We start from the raw sequence: 17,725 nt of genomic DNA, 5'->3' as shown, positions 1-17,725 counted from the left end.
AGCTCACCTTCCACTGCAAGGAGAGTTAGCATGAATGCGTCCGACGTCGCTCTGGTTCAGGATAGTTTCAAGAAAGTCGCGCCGATTTCCGATGTGGCTGCGGAATTGTTCTACGGTCGTCTCTTCGAGGTCGCCCCGCAAGTGAAGCCGATGTTTCGCGGTGACATGAAGGAGCAGGGTCGCAAATTGATGGCGACGCTTGGTGTCGTCGTCACGGGCCTGACGCGGCTCGAAACTGTACTGCCTGCAGCGAGCGCGCTCGCCAAGCAGCACGTGGCCTATGGCGTGAAGGCCGAACATTATCCGATCGTCGGCGGTGCGCTGCTGTGGACCCTGGAGAAGGGCCTCGGCGACGCCTGGACGCCCGAACTCGCGGCAGCGTGGACCGCGGCTTATGGCACGCTGTCCGGCTACATGATTTCTGAAGCCTACGGCACAGCACAGGCGGCCGAGTAAGGATATGACGTGAGCGAGCCGCTGGTCATCATTGGTAACGGAATGGCAGCGGCTCGGCTCGTGGACGAGCTGGCGAAATGTGCGCTCGGTCGATACGCCATAGCCGTCATCGGAGACGAACCGCGGCTCGCCTACAATCGCGTCTTGCTGTCGTCGGTATTGGCCGGTGAGGCGACATCGCAAGAGATTGAGCTGAAGCCCGCTGCCTGGTGGCGCGACCGCGGCGTCACGCTGAAATACGGCGCAACGGCGACTGCCATCGATATGGCCGCGCGCGAGGTTACAACATCGACCGGCAAGCGTGTGCCGTTCTCAAAGCTGGTCATCGCCACCGGTTCATCTGCACTGCGGCTGCCGGTGCCCGGTGGTGATCTCAAGGGCGTGCATGTGTTCCGCGACAGCCGCGACGTGGACCTGCTGCTCGAACTCGCCGCGCAGAAGAAGCGTGTCGTCGTGGTCGGTGGCGGCCTGCTTGGTCTCGAAGCTGCCTATGGTCTCGCCAAGGCGGGCGCTGACGTCACACTGATCCATCTGATGGACCGGCTGATGGAACGTCAGCTGGATGCACCTGCAGCGAACCTCCTGAAGACGCTGGTCGAGCGCAAGGGCGTCAGGATTTTGCTCAATGCCAATACGGCGCGTATTCATGGCAGCGATTGTGTCGAGAGCGTCGAACTGGCCGATGGCCGCACGCTTGATGCTGATGCGGTGATCTTTGCGGCCGGCATTCGGCCCAATACATCGCTTGCCAGGGAAGCGGAAATCCCGGTCAACCGCGGCATTGTCGTCAACGACCAGATGGCAACCGGCACCGACAACGTCTTCGCACTCGGTGAATGCGCCGAGCATCGCGGCACCTGCTATGGCCTCGTCGAACCCGCTTACGAACAGGCCAGGGTTTTGGCGCGCCATCTCGCGGGCAAGGCCGCTGCTTATACGGGCAGTGTGCTCTCTACCAATCTCAAGGTCTCCGGCGTCAGCGTGTTCTCCGCTGGAGATTTCATGGCGGGCGAAGGCAGCGAGACACTGCTGCTCAACGATGTCCGCCGTGGCACCTATAAGAAGCTGGTGATCGCAGATGGCGCGCTCACGGGCGCCGTGCTGGTCGGCGATACGCAGGATGCGTTGTGGTATCTCGAACTGATCCGCAGTGGCGCTGATATTTCCGATATCCGCGCCGAGATGATGTTCGGCCGCGCACTCGCCGTCCGCGCGGAGGCGGCGTGATGAACGCGGTCGATCCGCATTTGCACGCCACGCGCACCACATGCCCTTACTGCGGTGTCGGTTGCGGTGTGCTGGCGACGCCGGACGGCAATGGCGGCGCAGCGATTGCAGGCGATCCCGCGCATCCCGCCAATCTCGGTCGGCTCTGCTCGAAGGGATCGGCGCTCGGCGAAACGCTGAGCCTCGACGAGCGTCTGCTGCATCCGATGATGCGGGGCGACGACGGCGAGATGGTGCAGGTCGCCTGGAGCGATGCGCTGGATCATGTCGCCGAAGGATTTCAGAAGGTCGCCGCTGAACATGGCCCCGGTGCCGTAGCCTTTTATCTCTCCGGCCAGCTGCTGACCGAGGATTACTACGTCGCCAACAAGCTGATGAAGGGCTTTCTCGGCAGCGCCAATGTCGATACCAATTCGCGGCTCTGCATGGCGTCATCAGTCGCTGGCCACAAGCGCGCGTTTGGCGCCGATACGGTGCCGGGGTGCTACGAGGATCTCGACCAGGCCGATCTGCTGGTGCTGGTCGGCTCCAATGCCGCCTGGTGCCATCCGGTGCTGTATCAGCGCATGCTGGCCAACAAGCAGACGCGGGGCGCGCGGATCGTCGTGATCGATCCACGCCGCACCGACACGGTTGGCGATGACGATCTGTTTCTCGGGCTGAAGCCGGGCACTGACACCGCGCTGTTCAGCGGGTTGTTCGCCTATCTTGCCGACAACGGGGCGCTCGATCGCAGCTATATCGATGAGCATACGTCGGGCTTTGACGACGCGCTGGCGCGGGCCAGAGCCATCGCCGGCAGCGTGGCGGCGACAGCAAAGGCGACCGGACTCGACGAGATCGATGTCGCGACCTTCTTCCAGATGTTCAAGGCGACGCCGCGTGTGGTCACGCTGTATTCGCAGGGCGTGAACCAGTCGGCGCAGGGAACTGACAAGGTCAATGCGATCCTCAACTGCCATCTGGCCACCGGCCGCATCGGTAAGCCCGGCGCGTCGCCGTTCTCGCTCACCGGTCAGCCGAATGCCATGGGCGGCCGCGAGGTCGGCGGCCTCGCCAATCAGCTTGCAGCCCATATGGGCTTCACGCCTGTCGATATCGACCGTGTGCGCCGGTTCTGGAAGGCACCGCATATCGCCACCCATGAAGGCCTCAAGGCCGTGCAGATGTTCGAAGCCATCGGCCGCGGCGAGATCAAGGCGTTGTGGGTGATGGGCACCAATCCCGCGGTGTCGCTCCCCGATGCCGATGCCGTGCGGGCGGCGCTGAGCAAGCTCGATCTGTTCGTGGTGTCGGAGAATGTGCGGTCCAACGACACCGTGAATGCCGGTGCGCATGTGCTGCTGCCAGCACTGGCCTGGGGCGAGAAGTCCGGCACGGTGACCAATTCCGAACGCCGCGTGTCGCGGCAGCGCTCGTTCCTGCGGGCGCCTGGCGAGACTCGACCGGACTGGTGGGCGCTGAGCGAAGTCGCCAAGCGCCTGGGTTATGGCGCGTCATTTGCCTACACGTCGGCCGCCGAGATTTTTCGCGAGCACGCGGCCCTTTCGGCCTTCGAGAACAACGGCCATCGCGATTTCGATATCGGCGGATTGATGAAGGTCTCGGACGAGGTCTTCGACACCATGGCCCCGGTGCAATGGCCGGTGCGTCAGGGCACGACGAAGCCGCAGGCGCGGTTCTTCGCCGATGGCCAATTCTACGCCAACGACCGGCGCGCGCGTTTCATCGCGCCGGAGGCGCCGGAGCTGCGCACGCAGGTGTCGATCGAGCGCCCGCTACGTTTGAACACTGGCCGCGTTCGCGATCAGTGGCACACGATGACGCGCACGGGTCTCAGCCCGCGGCTCGGCCAGCATATTCCGGAGCCCTTCGTCGAGATTCATCCGGATGATGCCGCGCAGTTCGCCATCGTCGATGGCGGCCATGCTCGGCTGACCACCGACCATGGCGAATGCGTGCTGAAAGTCATTGTCAGCGAACGCCAGCAGCGCGGCATGCTGTTCGCGCCAATCCACTGGAACGACGAGACCGCGGGTTTCGCGCGTGTCGGCGGACTTGTGGCGCCGATCACCGACCCATTCTCCGGTCAGCCCGAGAACAAGGCCACGCCGGTGGCGATCGCACCTGCGGTGTTTGCGCAGCGTGGCTTCGTGCTGTCGCGTAGTCCGCTGGAGATGCCGTTCGGCGTGCAATGGGCGCGCGTCGCGGTCACGGGCGGCGTCGGTTATCTGCTCTCGGACAATACCGATGTCGAGACCTGGCAGAACTGGCTGAAGCCGTTGCTGGTCGATGATGTCGCTGAATACGAAGACGCGGGCCAAGGTGTGTATCGCGCGGTGTCGTTCAAGGATGACGGGATCGAGACCTGTCTGTTCATCGGCCCGACGGAGGGGGCGCTCTCCTGGGATGCCGTGAAGGAATTGTTCGCCGCCGAGACCGTCAGCGACGACCAGCGCCGTACGCTGCTCTCTGGAAAGTCCGCCGATGGTGCTGCGAGTGCAGGGCCCATCGTCTGTGCCTGTTTCGGCGTCGGCCGCAACACCATCTGCGACGCAATTGTAGCAGGGGCTGGAACCGCGGCGGAAATCGGCACCAGGCTCAAGGCCGGCACCAATTGCGGCTCGTGCATTCCGGAGCTCAAGCGCCTGATTGCCGCGAGCGAAACGGCGCCGGATCAGCAACGCAAGGTGGCGGCTGCGAATTGAGCGTGGGCCTTTCAGCCGTCATTGCGAGGAGCGAAGCGACGCGGCAATCCAGAGGGCCGCAAGCGAAGACTGGATTGCTTCGTCGCAAGGGCTCCTCGGAATGACGTGGAGGGGCCCTTGCGTCACTTCACCGCGCCCGCGGTCAGTCCCGCGACAATCTGCCTTTGTGCAAACATCGTCAGCAGCAGCACCGGCAGTGTCACGATCAGGGCCGCCGCCGCTAGTGGCCCCCAGCTCAACTGATCGAACGAGATCATGTTGTAGACCGCGACCGGCAGTGTCCGCGTTTCCCGTCCCGCCAGCACGATGCCGAACACGAAATTGTTCCAGGAGAAGATCACCGAGAGGATGAAGGCAACGGCGATGCCTGAGCGCGCGATCGGCAGCGCGACGTGGCGGAACACCTGCCAGCGGGTGGCGCCGTCGATGATGGCGGATTCCTCGAGCTCCATCGGTGTCGTCTCGAAATAGCCGATCATGATCCAGATCACGATCGGTACCGTCACCACGAGATGGATGATGATCTGCGGCCACAGCGTGCCGAGCAGGCCAAGCCACTGGAACAGCAGGAATAGCGGGATCAGATAGGACAGGCCGGGCGTGATGCGCGCGATCAGGATCACGATGGCGGATTTGCGCGCGCGCATGCGCGCGATGCCGTAACCGGCAGGCACGCCGATGATGAGAGCAAACAAGGTCGCCGAGCCGGTGACGATCAGCGTGTTGAAGAAGTAGGTCATGAACCGCTTGGATTCGATGACGGCGGCGTAATTGCCCCAATTGATGCGGTCGGGGATGAAGACCGGCGGATAGGAGGCGTTGTCGATCTCGAATTTCAGCGACAGCGACAGCATCCAGAGGAAGAACAGCACCGCCGGCGAGACGATGACGATGAAGGCGAAGGTCAGGCCGAGTTTGTTGAGAAAGTCGCGCATGGTCAGGCACTGCCTCCGGCTTCGTTCCAGTGGGTGCGCTGACGCAGATGCAAGAGCGCGCCCGCGAGGGCGACGATAAGCGCGAAGAATACGACCACGATCGCGGAGGCGTAGCCGACGTCGTAATAGACGAAGGCGACGCTGTAGAGATACAGGTTGATGGTTTCCGAGGCGCTGCCGGGACCGCCTTGCGTGATGGCGAAGATGATGTCGAAGCTCTTCACGGCGTCGATCATGCGGATCATCGCTGCAATGAAGAGGAAGGGCATGATCATCGGCAACGAGATGTAGCGGAAGGTCTGCCACGGGGTCGCGCCGTCGATCTGCGCGCTTTCATAGGGCTCGGTCGGAATGGCGCTGAGGCCGCCGAGCACGATCAGCATGACCAGCGGCGTCCATTGCCACGTTTCCACCAGCACCAGCGACGGGATTGCGGTGGCGGGATGGAACACCCAGAGCGATGGCGGCAGGCCGAACAGCGATAGCAGATAGTTCAGCACGCCGAGCTGCGGGTGGAACATCATCGTCCACACCAGGGCGATAGCGACCGGCGTCGCCATCATCGGCAGGATGAAGAGCCCGCGGAAGAAGCCGCGCAGCGGAAACTTGTTGTTGAATATCACCGCCGCCAATGTGCCGAGGATCAGCGGCAGCGCGACTGATAGCGCCGTATAGACCAGGGTGTGCCCCACGGATTCCACAAAACGCGCATCGCTCGGCAATCTGAGATAATTGGCGAAGCCGACGAAGGTCGGCGCCTGGCCGACCTTCCATTCGTGCAGGCTCATCCAGATCGTATAGACCCACGGGAAGATGATGACCGCCATGACGACGATCATCGCTGGGATCACGAACGGCCAATAGGAAATTGGCCGCCACTCGTTCTTTTGCGCAGTCGCTGTTTCGGCCGTGACCGCCGCGGTCGTTTTGGCGACTGCCTTTCCCGCTGTCAGTTCGCTCACGATTTTTCGCTGCGCTCCAGAATCGGCCGGAACTGTTCGTGGGCCTTCTTCAGCTCGGTAGCCGGATCTGCGCCTGCCAGCGTAGCGGTGACGGCGGCACCGACAAGGTCGCGGAATTCAGCGACAGGAACGATGACCGGCAGGCCGAGCTTGCTGATCTTGGCCGAGGCGATCACCGAATCCAGCCATTCCTGGTTCTTCACGCCCTTGCGCACCGTCTCGTCATTGAGGATCGAGTTGCGGAACGGCACGCCGCCGCCGCTCTGCAACAGCCGGGCGCCCATGGTCTTCGACACCGCCCACTGGCAATAGAGATAGGCGGCTTCCTTCTTGGTCGAGGTCTTGGCGATGCCGATGCCGTCGCCATAGGCGGCGGAGAATTGCCCCTTCGGTCCGGCGGGCACGACGGTGTAACCGATCTTGCCGACCACGCGCGACGCATTGGGATCCTCGATGGGTGGTGCCCAGCCGACGCCGTCGATCCACATGGCCGCGCGGCCCTGCGTCAGCGACGCCATCGACTCCATCCAGTTGAAACCGGCGACGCCGGGAGGTGCCGTCTTGGTGAGGAGGCGCTGATACATCTTGGTCGCTTCGATCGCCTCGGGCCCATCGGTCAGGATATTGCCCTTGGCATCGAGGAATTCGCCGCCATAGTTGAGGAAGAAATTGGTCCACAGCGTCATGTTGGCGTTGCGGAGGCCGCGGCCGGTGAAACCGTAGATGCCGTTGGCGGGATCGTTGAGCTTCTCGGCGGCGGCTGCCATCTCATCCATGGTCTTTGGAACTGCGACGCCCTTCTTGGCGAACATTTCCTTGTTGTAGTACAGGATGAAATAGTCCACCGACCACGGCAGTGAATGCATCTGGCCCTTGTCGTTCTGCGCGAATTGCAGACCGCCGGCGGAGAAGTCTTCAACTTTCAGATCCGGTGCGGTCAGGTTCGGATCTTTCATGAAGCCGGTGAGATCGGCGAGCCAGCCTGCCTTTTCGAACTGGCGCTTCTGGACGTGGTAGCTGACATGCACGACGTCGAAGCTGGGCTTGCCGGAGGTGAGCTCGATCACAGCCTTCTGGCGCTGCTGCTGCTCCGGGATCACTTCGGATTCGACCTTGATGCCGGTCAATTCCGTGAATTCGGAGGCGTATTTCTGCAGCAGCTCGCCGCGCGGGCCCTTGATCAGATTGGCTTCAATCGTGGTGCCTGCGTACTTCTTCCAGGCGGGATCGGCGAAAGCTGGAATGCCGGTAAGGCCAAGCGCACTGGTGGCGAGCGCCCCCTGCACAAAGGCACGACGTGTCGGGCCGTAAAGAGCCATGTGTCATCCTCCCTCGAGCCGCCTTGACCGGCGGTGATTTTATGGTCGCTCCCCGTGGACCGGAGATGCGCCTAAGGGATCGTAACACGATGGACTGGGGCGACAAGGCCACGCGTCGGGTTGTCAGACAACTTTGCACCCGTTGTCCTCCCCGGCTTGACCTGCGTTCCCGGTCGGCACCGACGCGCTGGCTCAAGGCAGGGTGGTGACGAGGCCGGACGTGATACCTCAGTCGTTAGACGAATGCCTGCGGTCCAACGCCAAAACGCTCGGATAGGAGCCTGATCTGACGCACATTCAGGTCACGTTTCCCATTGAGGATTTCTGACACAACGCCCTGGCTTCCAACTTCGGGCAAGTCGCCCTGGCTGAGGCCGTGCTGATCCATCAGAAAACGCAACATGTCGGCTGGCGATATTGTTTTGGGCGAAGAATGCGCGTCTTCATAATCGGCAATCAGTTCGCCGAGGAGGCTAACGAGTGCCGACAGCGGATTGCTCTCATCGGCACCGCCTGCATCGAGGAGTGCATTCATCGCAGCCGTCGCTGTCTTGTAGGCACGCTTTGATCTGATGGTTTGAAGCGGAATGCGCGCTGAAATGGCGCTCAGATGCTCGGCGAGATCATCGACCTCCGCACGGGTCAGCGTCATGGTTTCCATGCGTCGTACTCCTTATGTGTGAACACGTGCCTGACATACAGGCGTGGTTTATCGAAATGGATGGCGGCAACGATACGGAATTTATTGCCCCCGATATCGAAAACGTAATACGGGCCGACACGATCGATGGCGTTGAAAGTCGCCTTCATCTCAGCGAAATTCTTGAATAAGCGCGATTCCACGATCTTGCGCCACGCCTGCAGCGGTATCGATGCCGCGGAATGCGTGGCGGAGAAGCTCACCAATGCGCTGTTTGAGATAACCCGCATGCAGCTCCAAAATATCTCAAATTGAGATATTTTGCAAGGCCGTCTGCTGCGCTGCTCAGTCCTTGACGTCGCGGCCGAGCCGACGCGAGATCGCATTGGTGCAATCGAGCAGGGCGCTGGCGATTGGGCTGTTCCAGTTGACGTCGAAGGTGCCCACCGCGCCCATGGCGGTCACGGCGAGGACCACCGCGCCGCTATGATCGAACACCGGCGCGGAGAAGGCATTGACGCCGCGCAGGGGTTCGCCAACGGCGCGGGCCAGCCCGCGCGTGCGAATGTCGGCGAGGATCTTGTCGATGGCCGGGCCTTTTATCTTCCGGTTCGGATCGTAGCCGATCGAGAGCCGATCGAGATTCTCGGTGAGCGCGGCATTGATGGTCGCAGGTGGCATGAATGCCGCGAAGACGCGTCCCGTCGCAGTTTCGAGCAATGATACCGTGGAGCCCACACGCATAGCGATGTGCACGGGATGACTGGGCTCCTCCATACGCACCACGGTCGGTCCATGGGTACCCCAGATCGCCAGCGAGACGGCGTGGTCGATGGTGCCGGCCAATGCCGTGATGGCCGGTGTCGCGACGCGGACGGCCGACAGGCGACGCAGCGTCACGATGCCGAGTTCAAGGGCGAGTGCACCAAATTCATAGCGACCGGTGGACGGGTCCTGCTCGATCAGGCCGATGCGGGAGAAACTGGCAAGATAGGGATGGGCCTTGGCTGGCGACATTCCGGCCTCGCGGGCCAGATCCCGCAGCATCATCGGTTCCCCATTGCGCACCAGCGCTTGCAGCAATTCACCCCCGACCTCGATCGACTGAATACCGCGACTCTCTTTAGCCATGCTTGCCCCAAACCAGTGCCGCGGACACTACACGGCCAGGAAGCCTCCATCCACTGGCAAGGTCACGCCCGTGACATAGGACGCCATGGGGGAGGCAAGGAAGACCACGGGGCCGATCAGCTCATCAGGCTGGCCAACGCGCCCCATTGGCGTGCGGCCGAGGAAGCCCGCTAGCCGCGCCGGATCGCTGCGCGTCGCTTCGGTCATGGCCGTCTCGATCACGCCCGGCGCAATGGCGTTGACGCGCACGCCGTCCTTGGCGACTTCGCGCGCCAGCGCCTGCGTCAGAAGCTTCACGCCGCCCTTGGACGGCGAATAGCCGAGCGTATCGGCGACCCCGACGAAAGAGGCGATGGAAGCAAGATTGATCACGCTGCCACGCCGGGCGCGCAAGGCCGGCAGGAAGGCATGGGTGACGTTAAACACGCCGTTGAGATTGACGTCGAGCACGCGCCGCCAGTTCTCCACGGCGCGTTCGGAATCGATGCCTTCGCGAATGATGATGCCGGCATTATTGATCAGGATCGAAATGTCGCCGGCACTCGCTTTGACCGTCTGTGCGAGCTGTCGGCAGGCATCCACATCCGTAACGTCGAGATGGTGATGCCACGATCGCCGCCCTGTGGCCGCGATATCGTTCGCGGTGCGCGCAACACCGTCGCGGTCGATGTCGGTGACAACGACGTCGGCGCCATGTGCAGCCAGACCCAGCGCAATCGCACGACCGTTGCCAGCGGCAGCGCCGGTGACAAGCGCCAACTGGCCTTTCAGCAGATCGGGTGCGAAGCTGGCCATCACGCCGCCTTTACCGGTGTGCCGGCGAGGTGGCGGCCGGCGATATAGCCGAAGGTGAGCGCGGGGCCGAGCGTGATGCCGGCGCCGGGATAGTTGCCGCCCATGATGCTCGCCATATCGTTGCCGGCGGCGTAGAGGCCGTTGATGACCTGGCCGCCGGCATCGAGCGCGCGTGCCTGCGCATCGGTCCTGATGCCGGCGTAAGTGCCGAGATCACCGATCACCATCTTGATGGCATAGAATGGCCCTTGTTCGATGGGTGCAACGCAGGGGTTCGGCCCATGGTTGGCATCGCCCTGATAGCGATTATAGGCGCGGGAGCCCTTGCCATAGGCGGGATCGCGGCCTTCGGCGGCGGTGTTGTTGAATTGCGCGACAGTGGTGACGAAGCCGCCAGCGTCGATGCCAGCCTTGGCTGCGAGCTCTTCGAGTGTATCTCCTTTGATGAGATAGCCGGAATTCAGATATTGGCCGATCGGCATCGGGAAGGGCGGCACGGCGCCGAGTCCGTATTGGCGCAAGGCGCGGTGGTCGCAGACGAGCCAGGCCGCGATTTCCTCGCCGGGCTTCGCTGCCTTCATCATCTGCTGAACGAAGGCGTGGTAGGAATTGCCTTCATTGGCGAAGCGGGCACCGTCGCGCATCACGGCAATCACACCCGGTTTGGCGCGGTCAATGAAATGAGGCATCACGCCCTTGCTGCCATCCTTGCGATGAGTGACCGAGACCGGCACCCAGGCAGCGGCATTCGGCAATGAATCTTCGACACGGCCGCCCACGGATTCGGCCAGACGAAGACCGTCGCCGGTATTGCCGGTTGGACCGGGCGAATAGTGCTCTCGGCCGGTCGGTGCATGCGGAAACATTGCCTTGCGCCGTTCGATGTCATGCGGGAAGCCGCCGCATGCGAGCACCACGCCGCGGCGTGCGAAGATGCGGACGCGCTTGCCGTTGCGTTCGATGATGGCGCCGCGGACCGCGCCGTTCTCGATGATCAGTTCACGCACCGGGGACGATAGCCAGAGCGGGATCTTGAGGTCGAAGGCCGACTTGGCGAGCCGGCCGGCGAGTGCGTTGCCGTTGGTCAGTGTCATGCCGCGGCCATAGCGCAGCACATTCATGAAGTGCTTCGACAGCCGCTTGGCCACATAGACCGCCGAGGTCAGCGACTTGGTCGCGCGCATGAAATGGATGATGTCCTTGCCGGAGCCAAGCATGATGCCAAACACCGTCAGTTCGGGCAGGGGCGCGCCGATATCTTTGATATGTTCGCCGAGCTCACGCCCGTCGAACGGCCGCGCCACCATGGAACGGCCGCCCTGCTTGCCGCCGGGCGCCTCCGCATCGTAGTCGGGAAAAGTCAGCGGCATATCGAAGCGCACCGCCGTCTTGCTTGTGAAGAAATCAACCGCTTCGGGCCCTGCGGCGAGAAACGCATCGACGCGTGCGGCGTCGTAACTGTTGCCGGCCTCGTGGCGCAGATAGGTGCGCGCCTCGTCAGGGCCTTCATTGATGCCCCAGGCGCGCGCCAGCGAGGTGCCGGGAATCCACAGCCAGCCGCCGGAGCGTGCGGTCGTGCCACCGAACCGCGGCTCCTTTTCGACGATCAGGACATCGAGCCCGCTATGTTTGGCGGTGATCGCCGCCGACATGCCGGAGCAGCCGGAGCCGGCGACCAGCACGTCGCATTCGTAGAGCTCGATATTCGCTTTGGGATCAACAGCCATGATGATTTACTTCTTCAGCAATGGGCATTTCGATTCAGAGACGGGCCGGAACGCGTCATCGCCCTTCACCGTCTTGACGATGTCGAGATAGTCCCAGGGCTCCTTGGATTCTGACGGCTTCTTGACTCGGGCCAGATACATGTCGCGGATGACGCGGCCGTCCTCGCGCAGCTTGCCGCCATGCACGAAAGTGTCCTCGATGGGCAGTTCGCGCATCTTGGCCATCACCTTGGCCGGATCGTCGGTGCCGGCAGCCTTGATGGCCTGGAGATAGTGTAGCACCGAGCCATAGACGCCGGTCTGGATCATGGTCGGCATCACCTTGGTGCGGTCGAAAAATTTCTTCGACCAGGCGCGCGTCTTGTCGTCCATGTTCCAGTAGGACGCGGTTGTCAGGTATGTGCCCTGAGCCGCTTCCAGCCCGATGGCATGCACGTCCGTGTCGAACATCAACAGGCCGACCAGTTTCTGGCCACCCTTGACGAGGCCGAATTCACCGGATTGCTTGATCGAATTGTCAGTGTCCTGGCCGGCATTGGCGAAGGCGACGACTTCAGCCTTCGAGTTCTGCGCCTGCAGCGCGAAGGACGAGAAATCGGCGGTATTGGTCGGATGGCGAACGCCGCCCAGCACGGTGCCGCCACTGGCCTTGATGAAGCGCGTCGCGTCCTGTTCAAGCTGATTGCCGAAGGCGTAGTCGGCCGTGATGAAGAACCATGACTTTCCACCGCCGGCGACCACCGCAGAGGCCGTCACCTTCGCAAGCGCGTAGGTGTCGTAGGTGAAGTGGACCGTGTTGGGGCTGCACAGCTCATCCGTGAGCGTGCTTGCGCCGGGGCCGGACAGGAGTGCGATTTTGTTGCGGTCCTTCGCCAGATTATGAACCGCGATGGCGATGGCAGAATTCGGAATATCGACAACGGCGTCGACCTTGCCGGCATCAAACCAGTTGCGAGCAATCTGAATGCCGACGTCCGACTTCATCTGGTGATCGGCGCTGATGATCTCGATCGGTTTGCCGAGCACTGTCGGGCCGAATTCCTCGAGCGCCATCTTCGCGGCTTCGACCGAGCCGGGGCCGCTGTTGTCGCGCCCCCAGCTTGAGAGATCGGTCAGAACGCCGATGCGAACGACGTCGTCGGAGACCTGAGCGGAAGCGGTGGATGTCCAAAGCGTGAGCGCGGCTGCGCACACCAGGAACTGGCGTGTCATCTGTTTCTCTCCCCAATGCGGCCTCGTGTCGGGCCAGTCATTCTCTGTTTTTCGACAAATTAGATATTGGCGAAAAGGTTTGTCAATAGCGAATTCGCGCGTGGAAAGGTGTGAGCACGCGCCGCGATGCCGTGCGTGCGGTGCGGTATCAGACTGATTGGAGCAGCGGTCGAACTACGCGACGGTCACGTCGTGGCTATTGCCGCCTGTGGCTCGCATTCACCGCAATTGCCGCAGCCGCAGTACGGTTCTCGACGCCAAGTTTGGCGTAGATCTGCTCAAGATGCTTGTCGACGGTGCGCGGTGAGAGGCCGAGGATCTGCGCGATATCGCGGTTGCTCTTGCCCTTGCTGAGCCAGGATAGCACTTCGCCCTCGCGGCCCGTGAGGCCAAGCTCCTTGCTGAATTCGGCGGGAGCGGTTGGTGCGTTCTCCTTGGCGAGACGCAGCAAGAATTCGTCGGAGCCGACTTTCCCCATATATTGCAGACGCAGCAGCTCGTTGCTCGGAAAGCCCGATGACGGTGCCGGCTTGGCGCCCGACCGCTGCATCTGTTCGAGCCACTGCATCATGACTGGTGGCAGCAGCAATTCATCATTGGGGGCGGCGCTCAGGTGATCGCTGAGCAATTTCTGCGCCTGCGGCGTGGCCCAGAGGATATTGCCCTTGTTGCTCACGGCAAGGAGGAAGCGTCCGGAGACATCGAGCGCGGTGCGCGCACTCTGCGTCAGCCGCGCATTGGCGAGATGCACGCGGATCCGCGCCAGCATTTCCTCGATGATGATCGGCTTGGTGACGTAATCGACGCCGCCGGCCTCGAGGCCGCGCACGATGTGTTCGGTCTCGGACAGCCCGGTCATGAAAATCACGGGCACGTCGCCGAGGCCCGCGTCGCGCTTCAGCCGGCGACAGGTTTCGAAGCCGTCGATTCCCGGCATGACGGCATCCAGCAGGATGATGTCCGGCGTGATCTGTTCGACGATCCGCATGGCCGCAGCGCCGTCCATGGCCACCATCACGGTCATGCCGGCGCCATCGAGCGCGTCGGTCAATAGCCGCAATGTTTCCGGTGAGTCGTCGACCACCAGCGCGACGTCGCGTTTTTTCGATTCAGTGGTCATAGGTGTACAGCGTCTTCAAGGTGGCCATGTATTGATCGAGGTCGAAGCGGTCGATCAGCGAACGCATTTGGGCGACGAAGTCGGCATGTTCGGGGTGCTCATTGCCGATCTCGTCGAGCTTCAACTGGATGGCGCGAATGTGCCCCATCTGCCCGAGGCTAATGAGTTCCTCTACATGATGCACGGGCGGCCGTGTGCCGCTATTGGGCGTCCATTGCGGTAGCGGTGCCACTTCGTCGCGTTCGTATTGCCATTCGATCTTCAGGAGTTGTCCGATCTGTTCGAGCAGGCGCGGCAGTTCGATGGGCTTCATCAGATAGCCGTCATGGAATGGCTGGGCGAGCGGCGCGCCATGGGCTTCCAGCGCGCTGGCCGAGACCATCAGGATACGCGCTTGATGGTGGCCCGACGACCGTAGCTTCTCCGCCACCGTCCAACCGTCCATACCGGCCATGGAAATATCCAGCAGGAACAGGTCCGGGCGGCAATGCTGGGCGAGGCTGAGACAGGCCTGGCCATCCGGCGCGCTGAGCAAGATGAAGCCCAGTGGTGTCAGCACCTGACGCAAGAGGTCGCGCTGGGTGGGATCGTCGTCGGTCACGAGAATGGTCTTTCTGATACCGTGATAGCCGTAGATCGGCGCGTCCACCGGCGCGATGCGCGTGGGGTTCGTTACTTCGGAGAGCAGCATCTTGACGCGGAAGGTGCTGCCGGTGCCAACCTCGCTGCTAACGCGGATGTCGCCGCCCATCACGCCGGCGAGCAGTTTGGAAATCGTGAGACCCAAACCTGTGCCCGTATGGGGCTGCGCAGCGCCAAGCGCGCCGCGTTCGAAGGGCGCGAAGATGCGTTCGAGATCGTCGGGACGAATGCCGGGTCCGGTATCGATGATCTCGAATTCGGCGACCGGGCTGCGATAATGGATCACGAACTGGACGCTGCCGGCCTGCGTGAACTTGATGGCGTTGGAGAGCAGGTTGATCAGGATCTGCCGCAACCGCTTCTCATCGGCATAAACCACGGTCGGCAGGATGTTCGGCCGCCGGAACACGAAGTCGATGCCCTTGGCGGCGGCCTGCAGGCGGAACATGCCGACGAGCTGATCGAGGAAGTCGGTGAGGCGGACTTCGTCACGCGAAAGATAAAGGCGCCCCGCCTCGATCTTGGAAATATCCAGAATGCCGTCGATCAATCCGGAGAGATGATCGGCACTGCGCTTGACGACGCGCACCTGATCGCGCGGGCGGGTCTGCAGGCTCTCATCCTGCTCCAGCAATTGTGCGTAGCCGCTGATCGCATTGAGCGGCGAGCGAAGCTCATGGCTGAGGCCGACGACGTAACGACTCTTGGCGAGGTTGGCGGATTCTGCGACCTCCTTGGCGCGCTGCAGCTCGGCATCGGTGCGCTTGTGGGCGTCGATTTCCTGCATCAACAGGGTGGTCTGCCGCTTGGTCTCGGCTTCGGCGGCGCGACGGCTTTGCTTGGCCAGCACGAATAGCCATGCCACCACGCCGATGATGATCGCCAGCGCGAAGAACACTTTCCACAGCACTTCCGAGACCTGCGCACTGTCTCCCGGCGATGCGGCGGAGGTCTGCAGATAGATCAGTCCCAGCGTCAGGCCGACAAGGCCGGCAGCGATCATGAACACGCCAAGGTAATGGCCGAGCTGCGAATTGAGCCGGGCCAGGATCGGCTCCGGCAGCAATTTGCCGAACGTCGCCGACATCTGTGCGTCGATCCGCGCATGAGGCTTGCAGAGATCGTGGCAACGCGCATCGAGCGAGCAGCACAGTGAGCAGATCGGGCCGGCATAGGCCGGGCAGTGGGCCATGTCCTCGGGCTCGAACGAATGTTCGCAGATACAGCACTGGATCGCTGCCATGTTCTGCCAGGCGCGCTTCGGCTTGCGGGCGATGTAATATTTTCCGCCAGTCGCGAAGGCGATGATGGGGGCGGTCACAAGCGCGGTAAGCAAGGCTACGAACGGCGACAGTGCCTTGGCTGTGGGGCCGAACAGGCCGTAGAAGGCGCTGACCGACATCACGGTGGCGGCCAGCATGGCGCCGACGCCGACCGGGTTGATGTCGTAGAGATGTGCGCGCTTGAATTCCATCTGCTGCGGACGCAGCCCGAGCGGCTTGTTGATGACGAGATCGGCGACCAGCGCGCCGACCCATGCAATCGCAACGTTCGAGTACAGCGCCAGCGTCTGCTCCAGCGCCTTGTAGACGCCGATTTCCATCAGCAGCAGCGCGACCAGCACATTGAACACCAGCCAGACGACGCGGCCGGGATGGCTGTGGGTGAGGCGAGAGAAGAAGTTCGACCAGGCGATCGAGCCGGCATAGGCGTTGGTGACGTTGATCTTGAGCTGCGACAGGATCACGAAGGTGCCGGTCAGTGCCAGCGCCAGATCAGGCTGCGACAGCACATAGCGAAACGCTTCGAGATACATATGCGCGGGCTCGGCGGCGTGCTCGGCCGAAACGCCGTGGGTCAGTGCGAAATAGGCGAGGAACGAACCGGCCAGCAGCTTGATTGCGCCGACAATGATCCAGCCTGGGCCCGCGCACAGTAGCGCCACCCACCAGCTCGCACGCGAGCTGCGGCGGTCGCGCGGCAGGAAGCGCAGGAAGTCGACCTGTTCGCCGATCTGCGCGACCAGCGAGAATACGACCGAAGCGGCCGTGCCAAACAGCAGGAGATCGAGATGACCGGCGGCGCTGCCGTGGTCGCCCGGAAATTTGGTCCAGGCCACGAAGGAGTCGCGGCTGGCATAGGCGATGGCCGCGAAAGGCAGCAGGTTGAGCACCAGCCAGATCGGCTGGGTCCAGAGCTGAAAACGGCTGATTAGCGTGATGCCATGGGTCACCAAGGGGATGATGACCACGGCCGATATCAGGTAGCCAATGGGGCGCGGAATATCGAAACACATCTCCAGTGCCGAGGCGAGAATGACCGCCTCGATGGCGAAGAAGATGAAGGTGAAAGACGCATAAATCAGCGAGGTAACAGTCGAGCCGATATAGCCGAAACCGGCACCGCGGGTGAGGAGATCGATATCAATGCCGCATTTTGCGGCATAATACGCGATCGGCAATCCGCAGCAGAAGATGATGACGCTGACCACCAGGATCGCTGCCGTGGCGTTGGTCATGCCGTAATTGATGGTGATGGTGCCGCCGATGGCCTCGAGGGCGAGAAACGAAATGGCGCCTAATGCCGTGTTGGCGACCCGCGCGGCGGACCAGCGCCTGGCGCTCTTCGCCGTAAAGCGGAGTGCGTAATCCTCCAGGGTCTGGTTGGCGACCCATTGATTGTACTGGCGTCTCACGCGGTCGATACGCTGCCGCCCTGCCACTACTTCGCTCCTGACCCTGTCAAACTACGCATGTTTGCGTGATGCAAAAACCTACGTCGGCATTTTGCGGTGCAGTATACGCGATCTCGCGTATCCGTGCACCGCACAAGTTCAGCAATGCTTGCCTCA

The 17,725-nt window shown here is 62.3% G+C and carries 15 protein-coding genes; 4 read left to right on the top strand and 11 right to left on the bottom strand.

The window, feature by feature from the left end:
• The first annotated feature begins 30 nt into the window (after positions 1-30).
• Genes AB7783_RS14690 through AB7783_RS14680 form a run of 3 tightly spaced genes read left to right on the top strand, consistent with a single transcriptional unit; the run spans position 31 to position 4,391 of the window.
• A complete protein-coding gene (locus tag AB7783_RS14690; protein ID WP_120291455.1) occupies positions 31-456 on the top strand; it encodes a globin family protein in 426 nt (141 codons plus the stop codon).
• A 9-nt stretch (positions 457-465) separates the two neighbouring features.
• Entirely contained in the window at positions 466-1,683 is a 1,218-nt protein-coding gene (locus AB7783_RS14685; RefSeq protein WP_441278034.1) for an NAD(P)/FAD-dependent oxidoreductase, read from the top strand.
• Positions 1,683-4,391 carry a molybdopterin-dependent oxidoreductase gene (locus tag AB7783_RS14680; RefSeq protein WP_441278033.1) on the top strand — a complete coding sequence of 903 codons (2,709 nt, stop codon included), beginning with the start codon at positions 1,683-1,685 and terminating at the stop codon, positions 4,389-4,391. Before AB7783_RS14685 ends, AB7783_RS14680 begins: the two co-directional genes overlap by 1 nt.
• Positions 4,392-4,513: 122 nt before the next feature.
• Here AB7783_RS14680 and AB7783_RS14675 read toward each other — a convergent pair whose 3' ends face one another.
• From AB7783_RS14675 to AB7783_RS14655, 5 genes are all read right to left on the bottom strand, one after another.
• A complete protein-coding gene (locus AB7783_RS14675) occupies positions 4,514-5,326 on the bottom strand; it encodes a carbohydrate ABC transporter permease (RefSeq protein ID WP_172980293.1) in 813 nt (270 codons plus the stop codon).
• 2 nt (positions 5,327-5,328) lie between these two features.
• On the bottom strand, positions 5,329-6,288 hold the full coding sequence (locus AB7783_RS14670; RefSeq protein WP_441278032.1) for a carbohydrate ABC transporter permease: 960 nt from the start codon (positions 6,286-6,288) through the stop codon (positions 5,329-5,331).
• The gene (locus tag AB7783_RS14665; protein ID WP_309948252.1) at positions 6,285-7,607 is read right to left on the bottom strand and encodes an ABC transporter substrate-binding protein; all 1,323 of its coding nucleotides are present in this window, start codon (positions 7,605-7,607) and stop codon (positions 6,285-6,287) included. Before AB7783_RS14665 ends, AB7783_RS14670 begins: the two co-directional genes overlap by 4 nt.
• Before the next feature lie 235 nt (positions 7,608-7,842).
• On the bottom strand, positions 7,843-8,268 hold the full coding sequence (locus AB7783_RS14660; protein ID WP_441278031.1) for a helix-turn-helix domain-containing protein: 426 nt from the start codon (positions 8,266-8,268) through the stop codon (positions 7,843-7,845).
• A complete protein-coding gene (locus tag AB7783_RS14655; RefSeq protein ID WP_441279701.1) occupies positions 8,256-8,417 on the bottom strand; it encodes a type II toxin-antitoxin system HigB family toxin in 162 nt (53 codons plus the stop codon). The genes AB7783_RS14660 and AB7783_RS14655 overlap by 13 nt, the downstream gene beginning before the upstream one ends.
• Here AB7783_RS14655 and AB7783_RS14650 point away from each other — a divergent pair.
• Positions 8,395-8,562, top strand: coding sequence for a hypothetical protein (locus tag AB7783_RS14650; RefSeq protein ID WP_441279784.1), 168 nt, complete (start codon positions 8,395-8,397; stop codon positions 8,560-8,562). The genes AB7783_RS14655 and AB7783_RS14650 overlap by 23 nt on opposite strands.
• Before the next feature lie 30 nt (positions 8,563-8,592).
• On the opposite strand, the gene AB7783_RS14645 is transcribed toward AB7783_RS14650, so the two are convergent.
• From AB7783_RS14645 to AB7783_RS14620, 6 genes are all read right to left on the bottom strand, one after another.
• Positions 8,593-9,378, bottom strand: a complete 786-nt coding sequence (locus tag AB7783_RS14645; protein ID WP_441278030.1) for an IclR family transcriptional regulator — start codon at positions 9,376-9,378, stop codon at positions 8,593-8,595.
• 27 nt (positions 9,379-9,405) lie between these two features.
• Positions 9,406-10,173 (bottom strand): SDR family NAD(P)-dependent oxidoreductase, encoded by a 768-nt coding sequence (locus tag AB7783_RS14640; protein ID WP_441278029.1) that lies wholly within the window; start codon positions 10,171-10,173, stop codon positions 9,406-9,408.
• Positions 10,173-11,900 (bottom strand): FAD-dependent oxidoreductase, encoded by a 1,728-nt coding sequence (locus AB7783_RS14635; protein ID WP_441278028.1) that lies wholly within the window; start codon positions 11,898-11,900, stop codon positions 10,173-10,175. The genes AB7783_RS14640 and AB7783_RS14635 overlap by 1 nt, the downstream gene beginning before the upstream one ends.
• A 6-nt stretch (positions 11,901-11,906) precedes the next feature.
• Positions 11,907-13,112, bottom strand: coding sequence for an ABC transporter substrate-binding protein (locus tag AB7783_RS14630; protein ID WP_089265237.1), 1,206 nt, complete (start codon positions 13,110-13,112; stop codon positions 11,907-11,909).
• A gap of 196 nt (positions 13,113-13,308) precedes the next feature.
• Entirely contained in the window at positions 13,309-14,232 is a 924-nt protein-coding gene (locus AB7783_RS14625) for a response regulator (RefSeq protein WP_441278027.1), read from the bottom strand.
• Positions 14,222-17,596, bottom strand: coding sequence for a hybrid sensor histidine kinase/response regulator (locus AB7783_RS14620; protein WP_441278026.1), 3,375 nt, complete (start codon positions 17,594-17,596; stop codon positions 14,222-14,224). Before AB7783_RS14620 ends, AB7783_RS14625 begins: the two co-directional genes overlap by 11 nt.
• Between the last annotated feature and the right edge of the window lie 129 nt (positions 17,597-17,725).

This window comes from Tardiphaga sp. 172_B4_N1_3, from assembly GCF_052076035.1.
GTDB classification, from domain to species: Bacteria; Pseudomonadota; Alphaproteobacteria; order Rhizobiales; family Xanthobacteraceae; genus Tardiphaga; species Tardiphaga robiniae.
Note: the sequence above shows the minus strand (reverse complement) of the source record. Positions and strands in the feature narration are given on the sequence as shown.